Origin of the sequence: Acidovorax benzenivorans (assembly GCF_028680575.1) — a bacterium.
Taxonomy (GTDB): domain Bacteria; phylum Pseudomonadota; class Gammaproteobacteria; order Burkholderiales; family Burkholderiaceae_C; genus Acidovorax; species Acidovorax benzenivorans.
Genome location: NZ_JAPCKI010000005.1, coordinates 195225 through 216660 on the forward strand (window position 1 = coordinate 195225; position 21436 = coordinate 216660).

Below are 21436 nucleotides of genomic sequence, written 5' to 3' on the forward strand. Positions count from 1 at the left end.
CTCGGCAACACCGGGCTACCGTCACTTGCGCAGCGGGATGGCGGTGGCGCGGTCCACCGGCACGGCGGTCACGCTGTTTTGCGGTGAGCCGTCGATGAGCTTTTCGGAGTAGGTCAGGTACACCAGCGTGTTGCGGGCCGGGTCCACCATGCGCACGATGCGCAGGCGCTTGAACAGAATGGACATGCGTTCGCTGAACACTTCTTCCTGCTTCTTCAGGGGCTCGGGAAAGCTGATGGGCCCCACCTGGCGGCAGGCGATGGAGGCTTCGGCGCGGTCTTCGGCCAGGCCCAGCGAGCCTTTGATACCACCCACGCGTGCGCGCGACACGTAGCAGGTCACGCCCGACACGCCGGGGTCGTCATAGGCCTCGACGATGATGTCGTGGTCGCGGCCGATCCACTGGAAGGCCGTGTCCACAGTGCCTATTTTTTCGCCCGACGCGGCCTGCGCTGTGCCGCCCGTGAGGGCTGCAAGCGCTACAACGGCTGCGGCTGCCAGCGTGCGCGTAGCCATCATGTAGTGGTCTCGCCTTCGGTGCAGCGCTGGGCCAGGTGGGCCAGCGCTTCTTCTACCTGATCCACCAGCACCAGGCACAGGTCGCCGGGCTGCAGGCGACCCAGCGCGGTGTCGATGGCAATGAACTCGCCACGGATCTCTTCCACATGCGTGGTGCGGGGCGCACCGGCCAGGCCTTCGCGCAGCAGGGCCATCACTTCACCGTCGGCACGGCCGCGCTGGGCAGCGTCCTGGTACAGGATCACGTCGTCAAATGCGGCGCCCAGGATTACGGTCTGCTCGCGGATGTCTTCGTCGCGCCGGTCGCCTGCGCCGCTGATGACTACGCTGCGGCGCTTGCCAGGCAGGGCGTCCACAGCCTGCACCAGGGCGCGCATGGCGTCGGGGTTGTGGCCGTAGTCGGCGATCACGGTGGCACCCCGGTAATCCATGATATTGAAGCGGCCGGGGGCGTTGTCGCTGTCGTTCACAAAGCCCGACAGGCCGCGCCGAATGGTCTGCCACGGCATGCCCACGCCCCAGGCGGCGGCCACGGAGGCCATGACGTTTTCGACCTGGAAGGCAATCCGGCCGTTGCGGGTGATGGGCACATCGCGCAGGTGGATAGTCTCGCGCCACGAGCCTTCGGATGCGACGATGGAGTCGCCGTCCACGTACACGGTGCGGTGGCCCTGGGCGCGATGGGTGGCCATCACGGGGTGGTGGCGGTCTAGCGCAAAGAAAATGATCTTGCCGGGGCAGGCTGGGGCCATGGCGGCCACGATGGGGTCGGCGGCGTTGAGCACAGCGTAGCCCGTGGAGGCCACGTTCTGCACGATCACGCGCTTGAGCACGGCCAGGTCTTCCACCGTGGTGATGTAGTTCAGGCCCAGGTGGTCGCCTGCGCCGATGTTGGTGACCACGGCCACCTGGCAGCGGTCGAAGCCCAGGCCTTCGCGCAGGATGCCGCCACGGGCGGTCTCGAACACGGCGGCATCCACCTCGGGGTGCAGCAGCACGTTGCGGGCACTCTTGGGGCCGCTGCAGTCGCCGCTGTCGATCTGGCGGCCGTTCACGTACACGCCGTCAGTGTTGGTCATGCCTACGCGCAGGCCCTGGGCGGTGAACAGGTGGGCGATCAGGCGGGCGGTGGTGGTTTTGCCGTTGGTGCCGGTCACAGCCACGGTGGGGATGCGGCCGTCTTCGCCATGGGCAAACAGCTTGTCCACCATGGCCTGACCCACGTTGCGGGGCTTGCCGTAGCTGGGCGCCAGGTGCATGCGCAGGCCGGGGGCGGCGTTCACTTCCACAAAGCCGCCGCCTTGCTCTTCCAGCGGGCGCAGCACGGTCTCGGCCACCATGTCCACGCCGCAAATGTGCAGGCCCACCATCTGGGCGGCCGCAATGGCGCGGGCGGCCACGTCGGGGTGCACGTCGTCGGTCACATCGGTGGCGGTGCCGCCGGTGGACAGGTTGGCGTTGTTGCGCAGGATGACGCGCTGGCCCTTGGCGGGTACCGAGTCGGGGGTCAGGTCTTGCATGGCCAGGCGGGCCACGGCAATGTCATCCAGGCGGATCTTGGTGAGCGAGGTGGCATGGCCCTCGCCACGGCGGGGGTCTTGGTTCACCACTTCCACCAATTGGCGCACCGTGTGCTGGCCGTCACCCAGCACCTGGGGCGGCTCGCGGCGGGCGGCAGCCACGAGCTGGTCGCCCACCACCAGCAGGCGGAAGTCGTGGCCGGGCAAAAAGCGCTCGACCATCACGGTGCCATAGTCGGCGGCGTTTTTGTAGGCTTCTTCCAGTTGGGCGCGGTCGGTGATGTTGACCGTCACACCCTTGCCCTGGTTGCCGTCTTGCGGTTTGACCACCACGGGCAGGCCGACCTTGAGGGCGACCTCCCAGGCTTCGTCCACGCTCTCGACCGGCTTACCCAGCGGCACGGGCACGCCTGCGGCATGCAGCAAGCGCTTGGTCAGGTCTTTGTCCTGGCCGATGGATTCGGCCACGGCACTGGTCGAGTCGACCTCGGCTGCCTGGATGCGGCGCTGCTTGGAACCCCAGCCAAACTGCACCAGGCTGCCGCGCGTGAGCCGGCGGTAGGGAATGCCACGGGCCACTGCGGCTTCGACGATGGAGCCCGTGCTGGGGCCCAGGCGCTCGTCTTCGTCCAGCTCGCGCAGGTCGGCCACGGCCTTTTCGGCGTCGAAGGTGCCGTTGCCCAGCGCTGCCTGGATGAGCTGCTGCGCGTCCTCAAACGCCTTGCGGCCCACGGCTTCTTCGCTGTATTCGACAACGACCTGGTACACGCCCGCGTCAGTGGTGGCAGTGGTGCGCGCAAACGTCACGGGGCAACCGGCCTGCGCCTGCAGCGCCAGCGCTGCGGTCTGCAGCACGTGGGCCAGCGACACATCGCCGCCGCCGGTCTCGGGGTGCAGCGCACCGATGGCGGGGAACAGGGCCCGCAGGCGGGCTTCGAACCCGGCCATCTGGCCCACAGCGCGCTCGTTCTCGGCGCAGGTCACCACGGCCTCGATGGCCATGTGGCGGCTCCAGAGGTTGGGGCCACGCAGGGCCCGGGTGCGGGATACATCCATGGAAGTCTCTTTCAGTGGTCCATCAGGGCGCTGAGGCCCTATTCAGGTCGTGGGATGTGGGGTCAAACAACAAAGGCAAATGTGCAAGGGGCCATCACGACCGCAGGGCGGCAGTGGGGACCAGCTCGGGCTCGAAGGTCTTGATGCCCGCGCCAATCAGGTCGGGGGCAATGTCCAGCGCCCAGGCCGTGCCAATGGCGGCCAGCAGCGCGTCGGTATCGGGCGCCACGGCATTGCGGCCAAAGGTCAGATCGGACAGCGCGCCCAGCACATGCTCGGCGCTGCCCGTGGCCAGCACCACGCGGCCGTTTTTCACGAAGACGGCGCGGCCGTTGTCCTTGGCGCGGTGCTCGACGATGACGGGCAGCGTGCCGTCCTGCGCATACAGCACCACGTCGCCGTCGGACAGGGGCGCCAGGTCGGCCACCTGGGGGATGGCGGCATTGAGCACGGCAGCGCCTTCGGCCAGCACCACATCCACCTGGGTGCGCATCACCTTGGTCATCTGGTCCTGTTCGTGCACATCAAACTCGGCCAGCGTTTCCACGCCGTCCATGTCGGTCACCACGCCCACCTGGCAGCGGTCATATGCCAGGCCGTCGCGCAGGATGGTGCGTGCATCGCTTTCGATCACGGCAGCCTGCACCATCTTGTTCATCAGCAGGCGGTGTGCGGCCTCCCAGTGGGCGCAGTCGGTGGCCTCCACGCAGCGGCGGTCCAGAAACAGCCCTTCGCGGCAGGCCAGGCCGGTGTGGTGCCCGCTCAGGTGCAGCAGCCAGGCCACCACACGCGCAATGGTCGATGTGCCGCGCGTGCCTGCCACGCCCACCAGCGGGATGCGGCCTGCCTGGCCCTCGTCGTCTTCTGAGGGGAACAGATGCTCTGCAATCGCCTGGCCCACGGGGCGTGGTGCGCCCACGGCCGGTTTCAGGTGCATCAAGAGACCAGGGCCTGCGTTGACTTCGACAATCGCGCCGCCCTGGGTGTGCAGGGGCTTGGAAATATCACGCGCCACCATGTCGATGCCAGCGATATCCAGGCCCACCACCCTGGCGGCGAGCTGGGCGATGTAGGCCACCTCGGGGTGCACATCATCCGTGCAATCCACGGCCACGTTGCCATTGCGCTGCACCACCACCTGCCGACCAGCGGCGGGCACCGAGTCGGCTTCGAGGTCCTGGCGCTTGAGTTCGAGCAGCACCTTGGTGTCGGTGGCCAGGTCGATGATTTCGAGCGGGTACTCTTCCTCGTAGCCCCGGCGCGGGTCGGAGTTGAGCTGGGTGTCGATGAGTTCCTTGACGGTGGAGCGGCCGTTGCCGGTGATGGTGACCAGCTCGCCGCGCGCTGCGGCAACCACCTTGCCGCCCACCACCAGAAGGCGGTGTTCATCGCCGGGGATGAAGCTCTCGACCATCACGTCGCTGCCCTCGGGGTAGGCCACGTGGTAGGCCGCTTCGATGTCTTCCTGCTTGCGCAGGTCCAGCGTCACGCCCCGGCCGTGGTTACCGTCAGAGGGCTTGACCACCACGGGCAGGCCGATGTCCTGCGCGGCTTCCCAGGCTTCCTCGGGGCTGTTGACCACGCGGCCCTCGGGGATGGGCACGCCGCACGACTTGAGCAGGCTCTTGGTCAGGTCCTTGTCGCTGGCAATGCCTTCGGCAATTGCACTGGTGTACTCGGTCTCTGCCGTCCAGATGCGGCGCTGGCGGGCGCCGTAGCCCAGCTGCACCAGATTGCCGTCGTTCAGGCGAATGTGGGGGATGCCCCGGTCGGTGGCGGCGGTGACGATGCACGCGGTGCTGGGGCCGAGGTACTGGTCGTCCACCTCGGTGCGCACGCGGGCCACTGCAGCCTGCACGTCAAAGGGCTCGTCGTTGATGGCCGCCATGATCAGGGCATGGCCCTGGGCCAGTGCTACGCGCGCCACGCTTTCGTCGCGGGCGCGGAACACCATGCGGTACACGCCGCGCTGGCTGGTGCTGCGTGTCTGGCCAAAGCCTGTGGGCATGCCTGCCAGATTGAGCAGTTCGATCACGATGTGCTCCAGCACATGGCCACACCAGGTGCCTTCTTGCAGCCGCTGCAGGAAGCCGCCGCGCTCGCCTACGCCGCAGTGGTGTTCGATCAGCGCTGGCAGCCACACCGTAAGGCGGTCATTGAAGCCGGGAATGGTGTTGGAGGGATAGTCCTCCAGTTCGCCCAGGTCCAGCCAGACTTCCAGGACCGGCCGGTAGGTCCAGATATTGGGGCCCCGCAGATAGTTGATGCGGAGCAGTTGGATGTCGTTGAGTTTCGCCATGGATTGCAGCGGTTGTGGTTCCGGCCTTGGTAAGGGCTGTGCGGTAGGGGGACGAAAGGGAATTTTGTGGACGATGATTGTGCGCCAGTCCGGAGCCTGCGCGCAGTGTCAGCCAAATGGCTGCCACAGACGTTACAGGAGTATGCCGTCGCACCGTGGCGTGCAGTATCGGTGAGAATTCTTGCTTTCGCGAGAGCGGCCACCGCAGGCAGCCGGTGGCGGAAAACCCAACCAAAAATGCAACATCACCATTCTGTGGACGCCTCGGGTGTCTTTTCTGGCCCTGTGGGGGCCGATTTGCGGGCCATGCTCGCTTCCAAAGAGAACGTGTTGGCGGCTTTGCCGGTTGACCTGAGCGCCACACTGCGCTTTGCGGCGGGGTGGGTGGTGGTGACGTCCGAGCGGCTGCTGGCCTGCGACCCGGGCACCACGACCTGGCGCAGTTGGCCCCTGGGGGAGGGCCTGGCACTCAAGCTACACGACCATGGCGGAGTGGGCTCGCTCGAGCTGCACAACCCCCAGGAACGCCTGGCCCAGTGGCGTTTTACCCTGGCGCACCATGCGCAGGCGCTGCGCCTGGTGCAGCGGTTTGAGCAGCAAAGCGCGCGGGGCGACAGCGGTGCCGAGGACGAAGCCGATGAGCCCGCCTGCCCCATCTGCCACACGCCGCTGCCACCCGACACCGAAGAATGCCCGGCCTGCGCCCGTGCCCAGCCACCGCAGACCTCCACCTGGGTGCTGTTGCGCCTGTGGCGTTTTGCCCGGCCCTACCGCAAGCAGTTGGCGGCCGGCTTCGGGTTGACGCTGGCCTCCACGGCCGCCACCCTGGTGCCGCCCTACCTCACCATCCCGCTGATGGATGACATCCTCATCCCGTTTCAGAACGGCAAGCAGATCGAACCCAGCCTGGTGCTGCTGTACCTGAGCGGCCTGCTGCTGTCGGCGCTGGCAGCCTGGGGCCTGTCGTGGGCGCGCACCTACATTCTGGCGCTGGTGTCAGAGCGCATCGGCGCCGACCTGCGCACCACCACGTACGAGCACCTGCTGCGCCTGTCGCTGGACTACTTTGGTGGCAAGCGCACTGGCGACCTGATGGCGCGCATCGGGTCGGAGACGGACCGGATCAACGTGTTCCTGTCGCTGCACGCGCTCGACTTCATTACCGACGTGCTCATGATTTGCATGACGGCGGCCATCCTTTTCTCCATCAACCCTTGGCTGGCCCTGGTCACGCTGGTGCCGCTGCCGTTCATTGGCTGGATGATCCACACCGTGCGCGACCGCCTGCGCACCGGGTTTGAAAAGATCGACCGTGTGTGGTCCGAGGTCACCAATGTGCTGGCCGACACCATCCCCGGCATCCGCGTGGTGAAGGCCTTTGCCCAAGAAAAGCGCGAGGCCCAGCGCTTTCGCGATGCCAACCAGCACAACCTGGAAGTCAACGACAAGCTCAACAAGACCTGGAGCCTGTTCACGCCCACCGTGTCGCTGCTGACCGAAATCGGGCTGCTGGTGGTCTGGGCGTTTGGCATCTGGCTGGTGTCCCGCAACCAGATCACGGTGGGTGTGCTCACGGCCTTCATCGCCTACATCGGGCGGTTCTACGGGCGGCTGGATTCGATGAGCCGCATTGTTTCGGTCACGCAAAAGGCAGCCGCTGGTGCCAAGCGCATCTTCGACATCCTGGACCACGTCAGCAACGTGCCCGACCCGGCCCAACCCGTCAAGGTGGACAAGGTGCGGGGCGCCATCAGCATGCAGGGCGTGGGCTTTCGCTACGGGAGCCGAGCGGTCATCAAGGGGCTGGATCTGGACATCCGCCCCGGCGAGATGATCGGCCTGGTGGGCCACAGCGGCTCGGGCAAGAGCACCTTGGTCAACCTGATCAGCCGCTTTTATGACGTGAGCGACGGCTCTATCCAGGTCGATGGCATCGACATCCGCCGTTTTGCGGTGGCCGACTACCGCCGCCACATCGGCCTGGTGCTGCAGGAGCCCTTCCTGTTCTTTGGCACCATTGCCGAGAACATCGCCTACGGCAAGCCCGAAGCGACGCGCGAGGAAATTGTGGCCGCCGCCCGCGCCGCCCACGCACACGAATTCATCCTGCGCCTTCCGCACGGCTACGACTCGCTGGTAGGTGAGCGTGGCCAGGGCTTGTCGGGCGGCGAGCGCCAGCGCATCAGCATTGCGCGCGCGCTGCTGATCGACCCGCGCATCCTGATCCTGGACGAGGCCACCTCGGCGGTGGACACCGAGACCGAAAAGGAAATCCAGAAGGCGCTCGATAACCTGGTGCAAGGCCGTACGACGATCGCCATTGCCCACCGCCTGTCCACGCTGCGCAAGGCCGACCGCCTGGTGGTCATGGACCGCGGCGAGGTGGTGGAAGTGGGCCCGCACGATGAATTGATGGAAAAGCAGGGCGCCTACTGGCGGCTGTACGAAGCCCAGGCCCGCCGCGCCGAAGAAGACGCGCAGGCCGCGGGCGTCATCATCGACAGCAGCCTGCTGCACCCGGCCCACCCCGCCGGCAACCCCTGAGACGCTGTGAGCGACCCTGCCATGAATGCTTCCCTGACCCCATCGTCGTCCACCCCCCCCGCCTTCCAGCTCACGCGCAACCCGCACGGCCGCCTCGTCCTGACCCTGGCCGATGGCACGGCCCATGAGGGGGTGACCCCTGTGCGCGCTTTCCCCATCGCTGCGCCAGGCGAGGGGCTGTCCCTGGTGGGCGCCGACGGCCATGAGCTGCTGTGGGTTCCCCGGCTGGAGGCCGTGACGGGCCCCGCCCGACAGCTCATCGAAGAAGAGCTGGAAGTGCGCGAGTTTGTGCCCACTATCCAAAAAATCCATGCTGTTTCTAGTTTCTCAACGCCCAGTACCTGGGATGTAGAGACCGACCGGGGTTCAGCCCGCCTGGTGCTCAAGGCCGAAGAGGATATCCGCCGCCTGGGCGGGCGCACCCGGCTGCTGATCGCGGGGGGCGACGGCTTGCAGTTCCGTGTGAAGGACACCACGGCGCTGGACAAGCACTCGCGCCGGTTGCTCGAACGCTTTCTTTGACCTCTCGGAGTCAAACCGGCTCCGTCCATGACTCGGGCCTTGCCCGGCGACCCTCCAGGGAATCAGGGGCTGGCGTGCCCCTCTTCTTGCGCATCCCTTGCGTATATCCCTTGTGCACGGCCAAAGCCGTGCATCTCTGCCCCTTCCCCTGCCATTGGTAACGACCTGCGGATCGCGCTGTCTTCTGACAGAGTGGTGCTGTTGCGGCGTGCGTGTGTGCCCGGCATCCTCCTCCATCCATGTGGGGGCGGTATGGCACCTCCATGGTCCGTGCCAGGCGCTGGACGGCCCCAAAAGGGGTGCTTTTTATTGGCGAAAACCCTAAATTTCAGTCAATCGGTGAAAAAGACCTAAATTTCCCCTTCTTTTTGCCGTAATGAATGTACGAAGAGTCCGAAAGACCCTCTGTACCTTTTGTTTAACTACGGGCCAATGTCATGCAAATGCCACCTGTCGATCGATCGCCGTCCTGGCGTCCTCAGGGCGCTGATTTGTATTCCACTGGCGCCTCGGGTGCGCCTCCGGTGCGTCCCATCAACGCTCCCAACCCTGTCGAGTCCATGGACCGGATGGGTGAGGGAGCGATCGTGCGCGAGCCGGACAAACCCTCGGCGCCCGAGGCGCCCAACCGGGACTGGACGGCGGTGAAGAAGAAAGACACCGTCGAGGAGCCGCCGGAGCCTCCCAAAGAGCCTATTTACAAGCAGCTGCTGGAGTTCATCCAGTCGATGTGGCGCGCCAGCGGCAGCGCGGTGGAGGTGGCGCAAGACGTCAACAAGATGACCTTGCAGGAGCGCATGGCCCAGCAGGCCAAGAATGAGCCGCTGACCTACACCGACCCCAAGGTCAAGCGCACCGGCGGCGTTTGAGCGACAGGGCCAGCGGGGCTCCCGGCCCTGAAGGTGCCTGCATATTGCACAGTGGCTAGGCCAGATGACGAGGTTTTAGGGACATCACGCGGTGGTGGACCAGGGCGCGAAGGCGCTGTCTTTTGTTCGTGGAGCGTGCGCGGGGTGTGGACACCGCTAACATCTCTCAGATCCACACTGCAATAATTTGCTATTAAAAATATAGCTTATTGCGAATATTCCACCGGCGCTCAAAGCCGATTTGGCTATTTTTTTGACCTTCAGGTCTTCCCTCTGCCATTGGCGCTCCTCAGGGGCGGGACTCTGGCGCAGGTGGCGGCGCGGCGGGGGTTGCGGGTGTTGCAGCCGCTTGTGCCGCTGCACGCTGACGATCTCGTTCGGCGCGGTACTTGGCGGCGAAGGCCCGCACTTCTGCATACGACACAAAGCCATCGCCATCGGTGTCGGCATCGTCAAAGGCTGCTGCCAGGCGCGGAAACAGTTTCACCTCGGAGCGGCTGAGCTTGCCGTCGCCGTTGAAATCCAGCATCTTGAATTCACGCTGTGCCTTGAGTTCGCCAGAGCTCACCGTTGCAGCAGGCTCTGTGGCGGCGTGCGCTTCCGTCAGGTAGGCAGAAGCGGGCGCAGGTGTGGGCGTCTGGGGCGTCTGGGCCAGGGCTGCACAGGCGGTAAACAGGGCCACCGTCGCCAAGATGGGCCCTTTGAGCCCTGTCGATGCCCAGGGAGTGCGAATGCGCAAAGCGTTCTCCTTCAAAGTCTCAACTGTGATGGTGGCACATGGGGGGCGATGGCGGCGGTTTGCAACCAGACCCTTGCAGGTTTTCACCACGCGTTGCAAGACTTTGCAGAACTTTTCGGTGTTGCTTCACGCGGTACGGCGGAGGCGGCCACTGCAAAAAACCAGGGCAACCAGGGCTCTGGCCGTCAGCCCCCGCCAACCCGTGCCGGGTTGGAGATGCCGCTGTTCACATGGCCCGCAGGCACATGGCGTGCTGCCGATGTGACGTGGCCGGTCTGGTCGTCAAAGAAGAAATCGGGCTCGAACTCGCGCAGAAACTCCCCTTTGGGCAGTCCACCCAGGAACATGGCTTCGTCCACCGCAATGTTCCAGTCCATCAGCGTGCGGATGGCGCGCTCGTGCGCGGGGGCGCTGCGTGCGGTGACCAGGGCCGTGCGGATGCGCATGCCGGTGCCGCCCGCTTCGCCCGCTGACTGCAGACGGTGCAAGGCGGCCAGCAGGGGTTTGAACGGGCCGTCGGGCAGGGGCTGCGCGGCCTTGTCGGTCTCGTGCTGCTGGAAGGCGGCCAGCCCTTCAGCCTGGTACACGCGCTCGGCCTCGTCCGAAAACAGTACCGCGTCGCCGTCAAAGGCAATACGCACTTCGTTGGGGTTGGAGTCGCCAGCCTGCACAGATTCCGTCACCACCCGCGCTGCGGGGTAGCCCAAGTGCAGGGCCTCACGCACATCGGCCTCGTTGGCTGACAAAAACAGGTGTGCACCCAGCGGCCGCAGGTACCGAAACGGGTCGCGCCCCTGGGTAAACACGCCGCGCTGAATGGTCGGCAGCCCATGGGCATGGCACGAGCGGAACACGCGCATGCCGCTCACCGGGTCATTGCGTGACAGCAGCACCACCTCTACGCGCTGGTGCTCGGGGGTGTTGAATGCCAGCAGCTTGCGCACCAGCGAAAACGCCACGCCCGGCGCAGCGGGCACATCGAGCCGCTGGCGCTGCAAGTCCACATAGGCGCGGTCGTTGTCATGCTCGAAGACGCGGTTCTCTTCCTCAAAATTGAACAGCGCGCGCGAGGAGATAGCCACCACCAGCTTGTCGTCGAGCGTTACAGCCATAGGTTAGAGCGTGTCATGCACTTTTACGTGCCCGCGAAAGCCGGGGAAAGGCCCGGCAACTAGGCGCAGGCCGCGCGGCGGTATGAATACCGCAAGCGGCCTGCAACAACGTGGCCGGGCCTTTCCCCGGCTTTCCCATAGGGTCGGGCCCACGGGCTGGCGCTCGCGGCGTTGCAGCACTTGCCAAGGCGCTTGCCTTGGCGGCACGCCGCGCCTTGCGATCACCAGCCTGTGAGCCCGACGCGGGTGCGTGAAAGTGCATGGCACGCTCTACTTCACAAACTGGTTGAGCTGGATGATGGGCAGCAGCACGGCCAGCACGATCAGCATCACGATCAGGCCCATGCCCACGATAAGCAGCGGCTCCAGAATGGTGGCGAGGGCCATGGCGCGGCGCTGTACCTCGGCCGAGAGCTGGCGGGCCGCACGCTGCAGCATCACCGGCAGTTGTCCTGTTTGCTCGCCCAGGCGCGCAAACATCGACAGCAGGCCCGGAAAGCGTTTTTTCTGCGCCAGCGCCGACGCCAGCGGAGCGCCTTCGCGTACCAGCACCAGGGCGTCGAGTGCATCGGCACGCAGCGCGCGGTTGCTCAGCGTTTCAGCGGCCGCCTGCAAGGCTTTCAGGATGGGCACCCCGGCCCCAGACAGCATGGCCAGCGTGCCCGCAAACCGTGCCGCGTTGTAGCCGCGCGCCAGTTTGCCCACCAGGGGCAGATTGAGCCAGGCGGCATCGAATTTCTCGCGAATATGCTCGATAGTGAGCGCCCATCTTGCCCCAATAGCTATCAAAACAGAAGCAATCAGCATCACCCAGCCATAGCTGCGCACAAAGGCGCTGAGGCCCAGCATGGCCACCGTCAAGAACGGCAACGCCCGCTTGGTGCCTGCAAACACGCTGGCCACCTGTGGCACCACATAACCCACCAGGAACAACACGATCACGATGGCCACCAGGGTCACGATGGCCGGGTACAGCGCCGCACCCACCAGCTTGGCCTTGAGTGCCTGCCGTTCTTCCAGGTCGTCGGCCAGGCGCTCCAGCACCAGGCCCAGGTTGCCGCTGTGCTCGCCCGCGCCGATCACGGCGCAGTAGATGTCAGAGAACTCGCGTGGGTGCTGAGACAGCGCGCGGGCAAAGGTGGCGCCCGCATTGACCTCGGCGCGCAGGGCCGCCACCAGGTGGCGCTGGCGCTCATCGTCGGCTTCTTCGGACAGCGCGGTGAGCGCGCGCTCCAGCGGCAGGCCCGACGACACCAGCCCGGCGATCTGCCGCGTCCAGATGGCCAGCCCCGTTGCACTGAACACCGGCCGTGTGAACAGGCGCTGGCCTAGGCTGGCGGACTTGCCGTCCAGCGACTGGCCCGTTTGCACCAGCTCCACCGCCAGCGGCACCAGCGCTTGGGCCCGCAGCAGGCTGCGTGCGGCCTTGGCGGTGTCGGCCTCCATGAGGCCTTTGCGGGTCTGGCCCTGGGCGTCCAGGGCTTCAAAGGAAAAAGCAGGCATGCGATGCGGGCAAGGGTGGTAGGGCGTTGGCGTGGAAGTCAGGAGGTCCCACAACGAGCAACTATGCGCTACAGAATGTGCGCCGTAGGACCAGCAGCCCCTGATGGTAGCCGCTACCCAAGGCCGAGGGCTGCCAGCCAGTAACCCCTGTCCGCGACATGACACAAGTCAAGATGCTGACGCACTGCGCGCGCAGAATAAAAAACGATCTGTGGCATCGGGTTGCAGGCGTTCTGGACGAACAAGGGGTTTTTCATGCTGAAGAACAAGGTGGCATTGGTAACGGGCGCATCGTCGGGCATCGGGCGGGCGATTGCGCTGGTGTGGGCGCGCGAAGGTGCCAAGGTGGTGGTGTCTGACGTGAACGTGCAGGCGGGCGAGGAGACCGCAGCGCTGGTGCGTGCGGCCGGGGGCGATGCGATGTTTGTGGCTGCCGATGTGGGTAAGCCTGAGGACTGCGAGGCGCTGGTCCAGCGCACCGTCGCGCACTACGGCCGCCTGGACGTGGCCTGCAACAACGCGGGCATCGGCGGCCCGCAGGCGCCTACGGCCGACTACCCGCTGGACGGCTGGGCGCAGGTCATCAACATCAACCTGTCGGGGGTGTTTTACGGCATGAAGTACCAGATCGCGGCGATGCTGAAGAACGGTGGCGGCGCCATCATCAACATGGCGTCCATCCTGGGTTCGGTGGGCTTTGCCACGGCGCCCGCCTATACGGCGGCCAAACATGGGGTGGTGGGGCTGACCAAGGCTGCGGCCATCGAGTACAGCGCGCACGGGGTGCGCGTCAACGCCGTGGGTCCTGCCTTCATCCACACGCCCATGATCAGCGGCCTGGAGCAGGATGCTGGCATCAACGCCATGTTGGTGGGCGCCCATCCCATGGGCCGCCTGGGGCAGCCCGAGGAGGTGGCCGAGCTGGTGACCTGGCTGGCATCCAGCAAGGCGTCGTTTGTGACCGGCGCGTATTACCCGGTGGATGGCGGCTATCTGGCGCGCTGAAGCGCGTACCGGTTCTCAGGCCGACACAGCAGCCTGGCAGAGCGTGGCGTGGGCCTGGGCCGCAATGTCCAGCGAGCGCAAACGCAACACAGGGTCGTACACATCGCTCACCAGCATCAGTTCGTCGGCGCCCGTGGCTTCGCTCAGGTGTGCCAGCCCTGCGCGCACCGTGTCCGGCCCGCCAATCACGGCAGCGGCCAGAAAGTCGCCAATCGCTGCGCGCTCTTGCGGCTGCAGGCGCGCAGCGTAGTTCTCGATGGGTGGCAGCAGGCGGCGGCGGTCACCCGTCAAGATGCCCAGCACCCGTTGGTAGGTGCTACTGGCCAGGTAGTCGGCCTCCTCATCTGTCGGCGCGGCGATCAGCGGCACGCCGATGGCCACATAGGGCTTGGGCCAGGCGACCGAGGGCCGGTACAGGTTGCGGTACAGGTCAACGGCCTGGTGCAGCAGGCGCGGCGCAAAGTGTGAGGCAAACGCATAGGGCAGACCGCGCTCGGCCGCCAGCTGCGCAGAAAACAGGCTGGAGCCCAGCAGCCAGATCGGCACATTGGTGCCCGCACCCGGCATGGCAATCAGGCGTTGGTCGGGCTCGGCGGGGGCCAGCAGGCGCTGCAGCTCCGCCACATCGCGCGGAAAGTCTTCTTCGGTTTCCACCCGGTTGCGGCGCAGCGCACGCATGGTGGTGGGGTCTGTGCCCGGTGCACGGCCCAGGCCCAGGTCAATGCGGCCGGGGTACAGCTCGGCCAGCGTGCCAAAGGCCTCGGCCACCACCAGCGGGGCATGGTTAGGCAGCATCACGCCGCCCGACCCTACGCGGATGCGTGAGGTGCCGCCTGCAATGTGGCCTACCAGCACGGCGGTGGCCGAGCTGGCAATGCCCGCCATGTTGTGGTGCTCGGCCAGCCAGTAGCGAGCAAAGCCTAGTTTTTCAGCATGCTGAGCGGTGCGCAGCGCAATCTGCAGCGCATCGGCCACGGTGCCGCCTTCGCGGACGGCAACCAGGTCAAGCATGGACAGGGCAGGACGGCGGGGGATGGAAGTCATGCGCACATTGTCCGGTGCCCGCTGCTTTTGCGCAGGTGGCGGATGCAGAGCTGGCAGTGGCAGCAGGGTTGCCCGCGCTCATTTTTACCAACGGGCCATTTTTTGGTAGCCAAAATGGCAGAGGCGCCACAAAATGTTTCAAGACATTTCCGCGCTGCCTGTCATCTTGCGCTGCGCGGGCCAGTCGCGCAAAAGGGACGACGCATGGGTTTTTTCAGCCGCTTGTTCAAGATCCGGGAGCAGGATCCCACCAGCCCCGACACCACCTGGGCCATGGAAGACAACGGCAGTGAACTGGTGCTGGATGCCGAGTACGCGGCCACGCTGATGACCGAGATCGACATTGACGCCGCTATTGCCAGCCACGAGCGCTGGCGCCTGCAGCTGCAGGACATGGTCAACGGCCGCTCCAGCGAAGTCATGCGGCCCGAGCGCATCTGCCAGGACGACCGCTGTGACCTGGGCCGCTGGCTTTACGGCACGGGCCGAGTGCGCCTGGGGCACTACCCCGCGTTCGACATGCTGGTGGCTCGGCACAAATACTTTCACCAGCAGGCAGCGGACGTGGTGGCGACCTTCCAGTCGGGCGACCAGCCCAAGGCAGCCCAGCTGCTCAACGGCAGCTGCCGCCACGCATCCAACCAGGTACTGCTGCTGCTCAAGGAGCTCAAGCGCGGGCTGGGGCGCTGAGCCACGCCATCATCGGGTGATGGCCTTCCACTTCATGCCAGTTAGCCCTTGAGGCTCAGAACCCCCTGGCGCTGGGCGCATAGGCCTCGATGCGGCGTGGGCGATCGCTGGCGCTAGCGGTATCTGACTGCGGATTGGCGCGAAGCCTCTGTGCCTGGGCCGCGCCCAGCATCGGCACACAGCTCTTACATCTGCAGACATGGCTCGCCCCCGGAATCAGGGGGTGGCGTCGCAAATACCCTGGTGGGGCTGTACCGCGCCTTTGGGCGCGGTATTTTTTTGTCTGACGTTGGCTGGAGGTGCGAGTCGGCACCGGGCTGCCTGTATGGCACCCAGGCGCGTTCAATAGCTCCGCCCATCCTTGTACATCGCGTGCTGCCGCCGGTTCAGCGTGGCGGCTTCGCCCAATCGGCCCATGGCCGCTCCGGCATGTGCATGGGTGATGGCCATGCCCAGGCCGTCCGCTGCGTCGGTACCCGGCAGGCCGGGCAATTGCAGTAGCCGCCGCACCATCTCCTGCACCTGGCTTTTGGCGGCGCGGCCGTGGCCGACCACGGCCTTTTTCATTTGTAGCGCGGTGTATTCGGCCACGGGCAGGTTGCTGGCCACCAGGGCGGTGATGGCAGCGCCGCGCGCTTGCCCCAGCAGCAGCGTGGACTGGGGGTTGACATTGACAAACACGATTTCGACCGAGGCCACATCGGGTTGGTAGCGGGCTGCGACCTCGGTGATCCCGTCGAACAAAATCTTCAGACGCCCGGGCAGGTCGCCCAGCGCGATGGTGGTAGTGCGGATGGTGCCGCTGGCCACGTAGCTGAGCTTGTGGCCGTCCATGTCCACCACGCCAAAGCCGGTGGTCTGTAGGCCGGGGTCAATGCCGAGGATGCGCATTTGCTCTCTTTTTTGTAGCTATTGGGGCAGGTGGAACTAGCGCAAGGGGCGGATTTCTTACAAGCCGAAGTACCAGCGTGCCGAATGGAAGAACACGGGCGCTGCGAAACACAGTGCGTCCACCCGGTCGAGCAGGCCACCTGCACCGGTGACGGACATGCCCTGCATGCCCCAGCTGGTGATGCCACGGTCGCGTTTGAGGGCCTTCATCACCAGGTGCCCCAGGCTGCCCGCCACGCAGGCCAGCAGTGCCATGCCCAGTGCCTGGCCGGGCTTGAAGGGGGTGATGAAGGTGAGCAGACCGCCCGCGAGGCCCCCGGCGGCCACGCCAGCCAGCCAGCTTGTCCACTGAAAACTCTGGCTCACCTGCGGTGCTACAGGCTTGTGCGGAAAGCGCCGCCCCAGCAGGTGTTGCACCAGCATGCAGGTCTGCACCACAAACACCAGAAAGAACACCAGAAACGCACCCTTGTCACGATAGCCCGGAAAGTCGAGCAGCAGCAGCGCAGGCACATGGCTCATGCCGTACACGCAGACCATGATGCCCCACTGCAGCTTGGCATTGCGCTCCAGAAACCGCTGCGGGTCATTGGCCAGCGCACTCACCACCGGTAATGCCAGGAACACGTACACGGGGATGAACACGGTGAACAGGTCGAAATGTTTGCTGCCCACCAGCCAGAACTGCAAGGGCAGCACCACAAAAAACGCCAGCACCAGGCTGCGGTGGTCGCCCCGGCGCGTGGGCGACAGGGTGATGAATTCGCGCAGCGCAAAAAAGCCCACGATGGCAAACAGCACCGTGGCCACCGTTTCGCCCAGCACCCAGCCGATCCAGAACACCGTGGCCATGACCCAGGAGGTTTTGAGCAGCCCCCAGAAGCGCTTGGCTTCCAGGGCCCGGGCTTCGGCTGCAGGGTCGTCGCTGGCGTGCTCGCGCAGGTTGCGCACAAAGGCCCACACGGTGACGATGGACAAGATGCCGAACACGACCAGGAACAAGGCCCCGATCTGCTGGGTGGCGGTGAGGTTGCGCAGGAATTGGTTCATGTCAGCGCGCGCTCCAGGGCGCAGCGGTCGGCGAGGGTAGGGGCTTTGGGCTCGTCATGGTCAGACTTCCCGCAGCGCGATCACGGCGCGGCGCGCGCGGTCGAGGAACGGGCGGCGCTCTTCGCCCGCCTCGAGCTGAATGGGTTCGCCAAAGGTTACCGAGCACAGGATGGGCACGGGCACCACTTCGCCCTTGGGCATCACGCGCTGCACGTTGTTGATCCACGCTGGCACCAGCACCACCTGCGGGAACATCTGCGCCAGCTTGAACAGGCCGGATTTGAACGACTGGGGCTCGTCGCCATGGCCGCGCGTGCCTTCCGGGAAGATCACGATGGAGTCGCCGCTCTCGAGCGCGCGCACCAGCGGGGCCAGCGGGTCGGACTCTGGCAGGGCGGAGCGCAACTCCTCGGGGGTAGGAGCGCGCGGCGATGCTTCGGGCGACGGGTCTGGGCCACCAGCTGCTGCTGTGTCTGCCTCGCTCGGTGCTGCGGCTGGTGCCCCCGTTGGCTCTGCGGCCACCGGCGCCATCGGCCGTGCTGGCGTGGCCTGGCGGTCCACATACACGGCGTTGAACACGGCGGTGGTGATCCACTGGCGGAACGGTGTCTTGGTCCAGTAGTCCTTGGCGGCAATGGGCCGCGTGATGCTGCGCAGCTCCTCGGGCAGCGCGGCCCAGATGAGCACCATGTCGGCGTGGCTCTGGTGGTTGGCGAAATAGATGCGCTGCTCAGCCTTGGGCGGGCAGCCATACCAGCGGGCCTGGGAGCCGGTCAGAAACCGCACGATTCCCAACAGAAGGAAACTCATCAACTTGGCAAGCATGGCGGCGATGATACGGGCGCCGGGCCTGCATGCTTGGCAAGGACCAGGGTGGCGCTACACCCAGATGCGATACGCCCAGAATGCCTCGTCGCCATAGATGCCGTCGTACAGAGCCTGCGGCGCGTAGCCCGTGATGCGGCGCGTGACACGGCACAGGTGCGACTGGTCTGAGAACCCGGCACCCGCCGCCACGTCGGCCCACTTGACCGAGCCCTGTGCTGCATCGGCCGCGATGGTGTCGAAGAACGCTTGCTCTGCCTTGCCAAAACCGCGCAACTCGCGCAGCGGCAGGCCGGCCCAGCGCTTGATGCGGCGCTCCAGTTGGCGCAGGCTGCGGCCGGGGGCAGACAGGGCGGCCCGCTGCGCCAGGTGTGCGGCCCAGTCGCCGTAGCGCTGTGTGGGCAGTGACTGGGCGGGGCGGCAGGCCTGCCAGCGGGGCTCCAGAAAGTCTTCCAGGCACTGCAAGCGGGCTGCGTTGTCGGGCAGGTTCTGCACCGTCTCGCACAGGGCCAGCCAGTCGGGTGCAAGGACCGAACGTGCATCCACCATGCGGTCGGTCAGGGCGCCGGGGTCCACACCGGTGAGCTGGTGCAGCGCATCGGGCATGAACATCACCATCATGGCGTGTGTGGGTTCGGCGCAGAAGCTGGAGGTGGGGCGGGTCTGCGGGCCTGCCAGCACCCAGCGGCCGGGGTAGGCGTCGCGCGGGCTGTGTTCCGTGGGCATGGTGTCGGAGCGCTCGGCCACCAGGGCCTCGCTGCGGCCCTCAAACCACCAGCTCAGGCTGCACAGGGGCGATGCAGGAAAGCGGTTGATGCGCTGTGCGTCGCTGAGTGTGTAGCCCACCGTGCTGCGCGCCATGGCTGCACGCAGGCAGGTGGTCAGGCCTGGGCGCGGTAGCCACAGCTCGCCGGAGGGGATCAACCCGGCGGGATGCCGTGGGGAGAGGGGGGCCAAGCTTGCCATGGGGCGCGAGTGTAGGCGACGGGGGCTGTCGCAATCGTTCAATACCCGCGCGCTGTGGCGCAGCAGCATGCGGGGCATGAATCCGACCACTGTCAACACTGCGCCTGCCACCTCAGCCGATGTTCAGCCCACGCCCACCATGCCCGGCGGCCCGCGCAGCCGCTGGTGGGGGCTGCCGCTGCTGCGCGCCATGCGGGCCGACTACCTGGGCTTTGTCACCCGGCTGCAGCGGGAGCACGGCGACCTCACCCGCATGCGCCTGGGGTATGAAGACGCATGGGACCTGATGCACCCCGACCTGGTGCGCGAGGCGCTCATCACCCATGCCGACCCACTCATCCGCTGGGAGCGTGGCATTGCGGTGTTCGAGCAGGTGTTTGGCCAGAGTGTGCTGGTGACCGAAGGCGCCACCTGGCAGCGCCAGCGCCGCATGCTGATGCCAGCGTTCAGTCCCAAACGGGTGGCAGGCTACGCGCAGCTGATGACCGACGCCGCTCGCAGCGCGCTCGACGCTGCCGTTCCTCTGGGGCAGTCTGGCGCGCTGGTGGCCGTGGACACGCTGTGGACCGATGTGACCATGGACGTGATCCTGCGCACGCTGTTCAGCACCTCGGCGCAGGAGGATGCGCACGAGGCCGCCTGGGCCACGCAGACGCTGTCGGAGACGGCGTTCCGGGAAATGTTCATGCCCTTCACCTTGCCCGACTGGCTGCCCCTGCCCGGCAAGGCCGCCAAGCGGCGCGCCATCCGGTCGTTGAAGGGTTTGGTCTGGCGCCACATCCATGCCCGCCAGGCCGAGGTGCCCACGCCCGGCGCCCCGGAGCGCTCGGACCTGCTGCACATGCTGCTGGCCCTGCGCGATGAGCCAACGGGCGAGGCCCTGTCGCCGCAGGAGGTGTTCGACCAGTGCATCGTCAGCTTTCAAGCCGGGCACGAAACCAGCGCCACCACGCTGCTGTGGTGGACCTTGCTCATGGCCCAGCACCCCGATGCCGCGCAGCGCGCCCAGGCCGAGGTCGATGCCGTGCTGCAGGGTGGCACGCCCGGCCCCGAGCATGTGGCCCAACTGCCCTGGCTGGGCGCTACGCTGAAAGAGGCGCTGCGCCTGTATCCCCCGATCGCCGCGCTGATGAGCCGCCGCACCACGGCGCCCATCACGCTGGGTGGCGTGCAGGTGCCCCAGGGCGCCATGCTGCGCATCACACCCTGGGTACTGCACCGCGATGCGCGCTGGTTTGCCGAGCCAGACCGCTTTGTGCCCGAGCGGTTTCTGGACGGCGCGCCGCCCATCCCTCGGGGCGCGTGGATTCCGTTCGGCCTAGGACCGCGCGTGTGCATTGGCCAGCACTTTGCGATGCTGGAGATGACGCTGCTGGCGGCCATGCTGCTGCAGCGCTACACGGTGCGTCTGCCAGCCGGGGGCGCCGTGGGGGCGCCCCGGTTGCAGGTCACGCTACGGCCGGACGGGGCGTCTGCGCTGTGGCTGCAGCGGCGCGAGGCGCCGCAGGGGCGATAAGGCGCGCTGCTTACCTGTGGCTGATGCTCAGGGCAGCTCTGCGCCGCCCATGCGTCCCAGGATCGTGCGCGTACGCCCCGCCAGGTACGCGGATCCGGGGGCTTTCTCAAAGCGTTTGGGCGCTGGCAGCATCACTGCCAAGCGGGCAGCTTCGGCAGCGCTGAGGCGGGAGGCACTTTTGCGAAAGTAGTGCTGTGCAGCGGCCTCGGCGCCGAACACACCTTCGCCCCATTCCACGTTGTTGAGGTAGATCTCCAGGATGCGCTGCTTGCTCAGCAACTGCTCCAGCGCCAGCGTGAGCACGAACTCCTGGCCCTTGCGCAGCAGGGTGCGTTCGCCCGACAGCAGCAGGTTTTTGGCCAACTGCTGGGTGATGGTGGAGCCGCCCCGGATCTTGGGCGCACGCACCGGGCGCTCGGGGGCGCGGGCCTGCGCCTTGCTCGCCAGAGCTTCGGCCTTGGCGTTGCGCTCCCAGGCTTTTTCGATGGCGTTCCAGTCCACGCCTTCGTGGTTGACGAAGCCGTCGTCCTCCGAGGCGATCACAGCGCGTTTGAGGTGGTCAGCGATGTCGCCGTAGGGCACCCATTGTTGGCGCCAGGGCACATGGCCCTTGTTGGTCAGCAGCGCCCACGCCTCGGAGCGCTGGAAGGTAGTGGACTGGGGGTTGATGACCACCATGGCGGCAATGCGCAGCACAAAAAACAGCTGCAGCGCCACTAGGGCGATCACCAGCAGTCCCAGCCAGCGCAGCACGGCTTTCATCGTG

The 21436-nt window shown here is 66.2% G+C and carries 18 protein-coding genes; 6 read left to right on the top strand and 12 right to left on the bottom strand.

The annotated features are described in order from the left end of the window. Window positions 1-21 precede the first annotated feature (21 nt). The 3 genes from OIN59_RS11165 to OIN59_RS11175 all read right to left on the bottom strand — a co-directional run bounded on the left by OIN59_RS11165 (window position 22) and on the right by OIN59_RS11175 (window position 5394). Complete coding sequence (locus OIN59_RS11165; protein ID WP_274110253.1) at window positions 22-519, bottom strand: CreA family protein; 498 nt, start codon at window positions 517-519, stop codon at window positions 22-24. After that, window positions 516-3095 carry a cyanophycin synthetase gene (cphA, locus tag OIN59_RS11170; protein ID WP_274110254.1) on the bottom strand — a complete coding sequence of 860 codons (2580 nt, stop codon included), beginning with the start codon at window positions 3093-3095 and terminating at the stop codon, window positions 516-518. The genes OIN59_RS11165 and cphA overlap by 4 nt, the downstream gene beginning before the upstream one ends. A gap of 94 nt (window positions 3096-3189) precedes the next feature. Beyond that, on the bottom strand, window positions 3190-5394 hold the full coding sequence (locus tag OIN59_RS11175; protein ID WP_274110256.1) for a cyanophycin synthetase: 2205 nt from the start codon (window positions 5392-5394) through the stop codon (window positions 3190-3192). Window positions 5395-5631: 237 nt separating this feature from the next. Here OIN59_RS11175 and OIN59_RS11180 point away from each other — a divergent pair, with 237 nt between their 5' ends. The 3 genes from OIN59_RS11180 (at window position 5632) to OIN59_RS11190 (ending at window position 9329) form a co-directional block, all read left to right on the top strand. After that, window positions 5632-7938 (top strand): cyanophycin metabolism-associated ABC transporter, encoded by a 2307-nt coding sequence (locus tag OIN59_RS11180; RefSeq protein WP_274110258.1) that lies wholly within the window; start codon window positions 5632-5634, stop codon window positions 7936-7938. 21 nt (window positions 7939-7959) lie between these two features. After that, window positions 7960-8460, top strand: coding sequence for a cyanophycin metabolism-associated DUF1854 family protein (locus OIN59_RS11185; protein WP_274110260.1), 501 nt, complete (start codon window positions 7960-7962; stop codon window positions 8458-8460). Between the two features lie 437 nt (window positions 8461-8897). Beyond that, complete coding sequence (locus OIN59_RS11190; protein ID WP_274110262.1) at window positions 8898-9329, top strand: hypothetical protein; 432 nt, start codon at window positions 8898-8900, stop codon at window positions 9327-9329. A gap of 289 nt (window positions 9330-9618) precedes the next feature. On the opposite strand, the gene OIN59_RS11195 is transcribed toward OIN59_RS11190, so the two are convergent. The 3 genes from OIN59_RS11195 to gspF form a co-directional block, all read right to left on the bottom strand. Further along, window positions 9619-10068 (bottom strand): EF-hand domain-containing protein, encoded by a 450-nt coding sequence (locus OIN59_RS11195; RefSeq protein ID WP_407655090.1) that lies wholly within the window; start codon window positions 10066-10068, stop codon window positions 9619-9621. Window positions 10069-10253: 185 nt separating this feature from the next. Beyond that, entirely contained in the window at window positions 10254-11180 is a 927-nt protein-coding gene (locus OIN59_RS11200; protein WP_274110264.1) for a 5'-nucleotidase, read from the bottom strand. Between the two features lie 270 nt (window positions 11181-11450). After that, the gene (gspF, locus tag OIN59_RS11205; protein WP_274110266.1) at window positions 11451-12683 is read right to left on the bottom strand and encodes a type II secretion system inner membrane protein GspF; all 1233 of its coding nucleotides are present in this window, start codon (window positions 12681-12683) and stop codon (window positions 11451-11453) included. A gap of 255 nt (window positions 12684-12938) precedes the next feature. Between gspF and OIN59_RS11210 the strand changes: the two genes are divergently transcribed. After that, the gene (locus OIN59_RS11210; RefSeq protein WP_274110267.1) at window positions 12939-13688 is read left to right on the top strand and encodes an SDR family NAD(P)-dependent oxidoreductase; all 750 of its coding nucleotides are present in this window, start codon (window positions 12939-12941) and stop codon (window positions 13686-13688) included. A 15-nt stretch (window positions 13689-13703) separates the two neighbouring features. On the opposite strand, the gene OIN59_RS11215 is transcribed toward OIN59_RS11210, so the two are convergent. Then, on the bottom strand, window positions 13704-14732 hold the full coding sequence (locus OIN59_RS11215; RefSeq protein ID WP_274110269.1) for an LLM class flavin-dependent oxidoreductase: 1029 nt from the start codon (window positions 14730-14732) through the stop codon (window positions 13704-13706). A 204-nt stretch (window positions 14733-14936) separates the two neighbouring features. Between OIN59_RS11215 and OIN59_RS11220 the strand changes: the two genes are divergently transcribed. After that, window positions 14937-15422 carry a CZB domain-containing protein gene (locus OIN59_RS11220; RefSeq protein WP_274110271.1) on the top strand — a complete coding sequence of 162 codons (486 nt, stop codon included), beginning with the start codon at window positions 14937-14939 and terminating at the stop codon, window positions 15420-15422. Between the two features lie 342 nt (window positions 15423-15764). Here OIN59_RS11220 and ruvC read toward each other — a convergent pair whose 3' ends face one another. From ruvC to OIN59_RS11240, 4 genes are read right to left on the bottom strand one after another with little or no spacing between them, the layout of a single operon-like run. Next, a complete protein-coding gene (gene ruvC, locus OIN59_RS11225) occupies window positions 15765-16313 on the bottom strand; it encodes a crossover junction endodeoxyribonuclease RuvC (protein WP_274110272.1) in 549 nt (182 codons plus the stop codon). 57 nt (window positions 16314-16370) lie between these two features. Beyond that, window positions 16371-17363: a phosphatidate cytidylyltransferase gene (locus tag OIN59_RS11230; protein WP_116750148.1), complete on the bottom strand. Its 993-nt coding sequence runs from the start codon at window positions 17361-17363 to the stop codon at window positions 16371-16373. Between the two features lie 60 nt (window positions 17364-17423). Next, window positions 17424-18188, bottom strand: coding sequence for a lysophospholipid acyltransferase family protein (locus OIN59_RS11235; protein WP_274110275.1), 765 nt, complete (start codon window positions 18186-18188; stop codon window positions 17424-17426). A 54-nt stretch (window positions 18189-18242) separates the two neighbouring features. Beyond that, window positions 18243-19154 (bottom strand): helix-turn-helix domain-containing protein, encoded by a 912-nt coding sequence (locus OIN59_RS11240; RefSeq protein ID WP_274110277.1) that lies wholly within the window; start codon window positions 19152-19154, stop codon window positions 18243-18245. Between the two features lie 76 nt (window positions 19155-19230). On the opposite strand from OIN59_RS11240, the gene OIN59_RS11245 reads away from it, so the two are divergent. Further along, on the top strand, window positions 19231-20670 hold the full coding sequence (locus OIN59_RS11245; RefSeq protein ID WP_274110279.1) for a cytochrome P450: 1440 nt from the start codon (window positions 19231-19233) through the stop codon (window positions 20668-20670). Between the two features lie 27 nt (window positions 20671-20697). Here the strand turns inward: OIN59_RS11245 and mtgA are convergent, their stop codons facing one another. Then, window positions 20698-21432 (bottom strand): monofunctional biosynthetic peptidoglycan transglycosylase, encoded by a 735-nt coding sequence (mtgA, locus tag OIN59_RS11250; protein ID WP_274110282.1) that lies wholly within the window; start codon window positions 21430-21432, stop codon window positions 20698-20700. Window positions 21433-21436 lie beyond the last annotated feature (4 nt).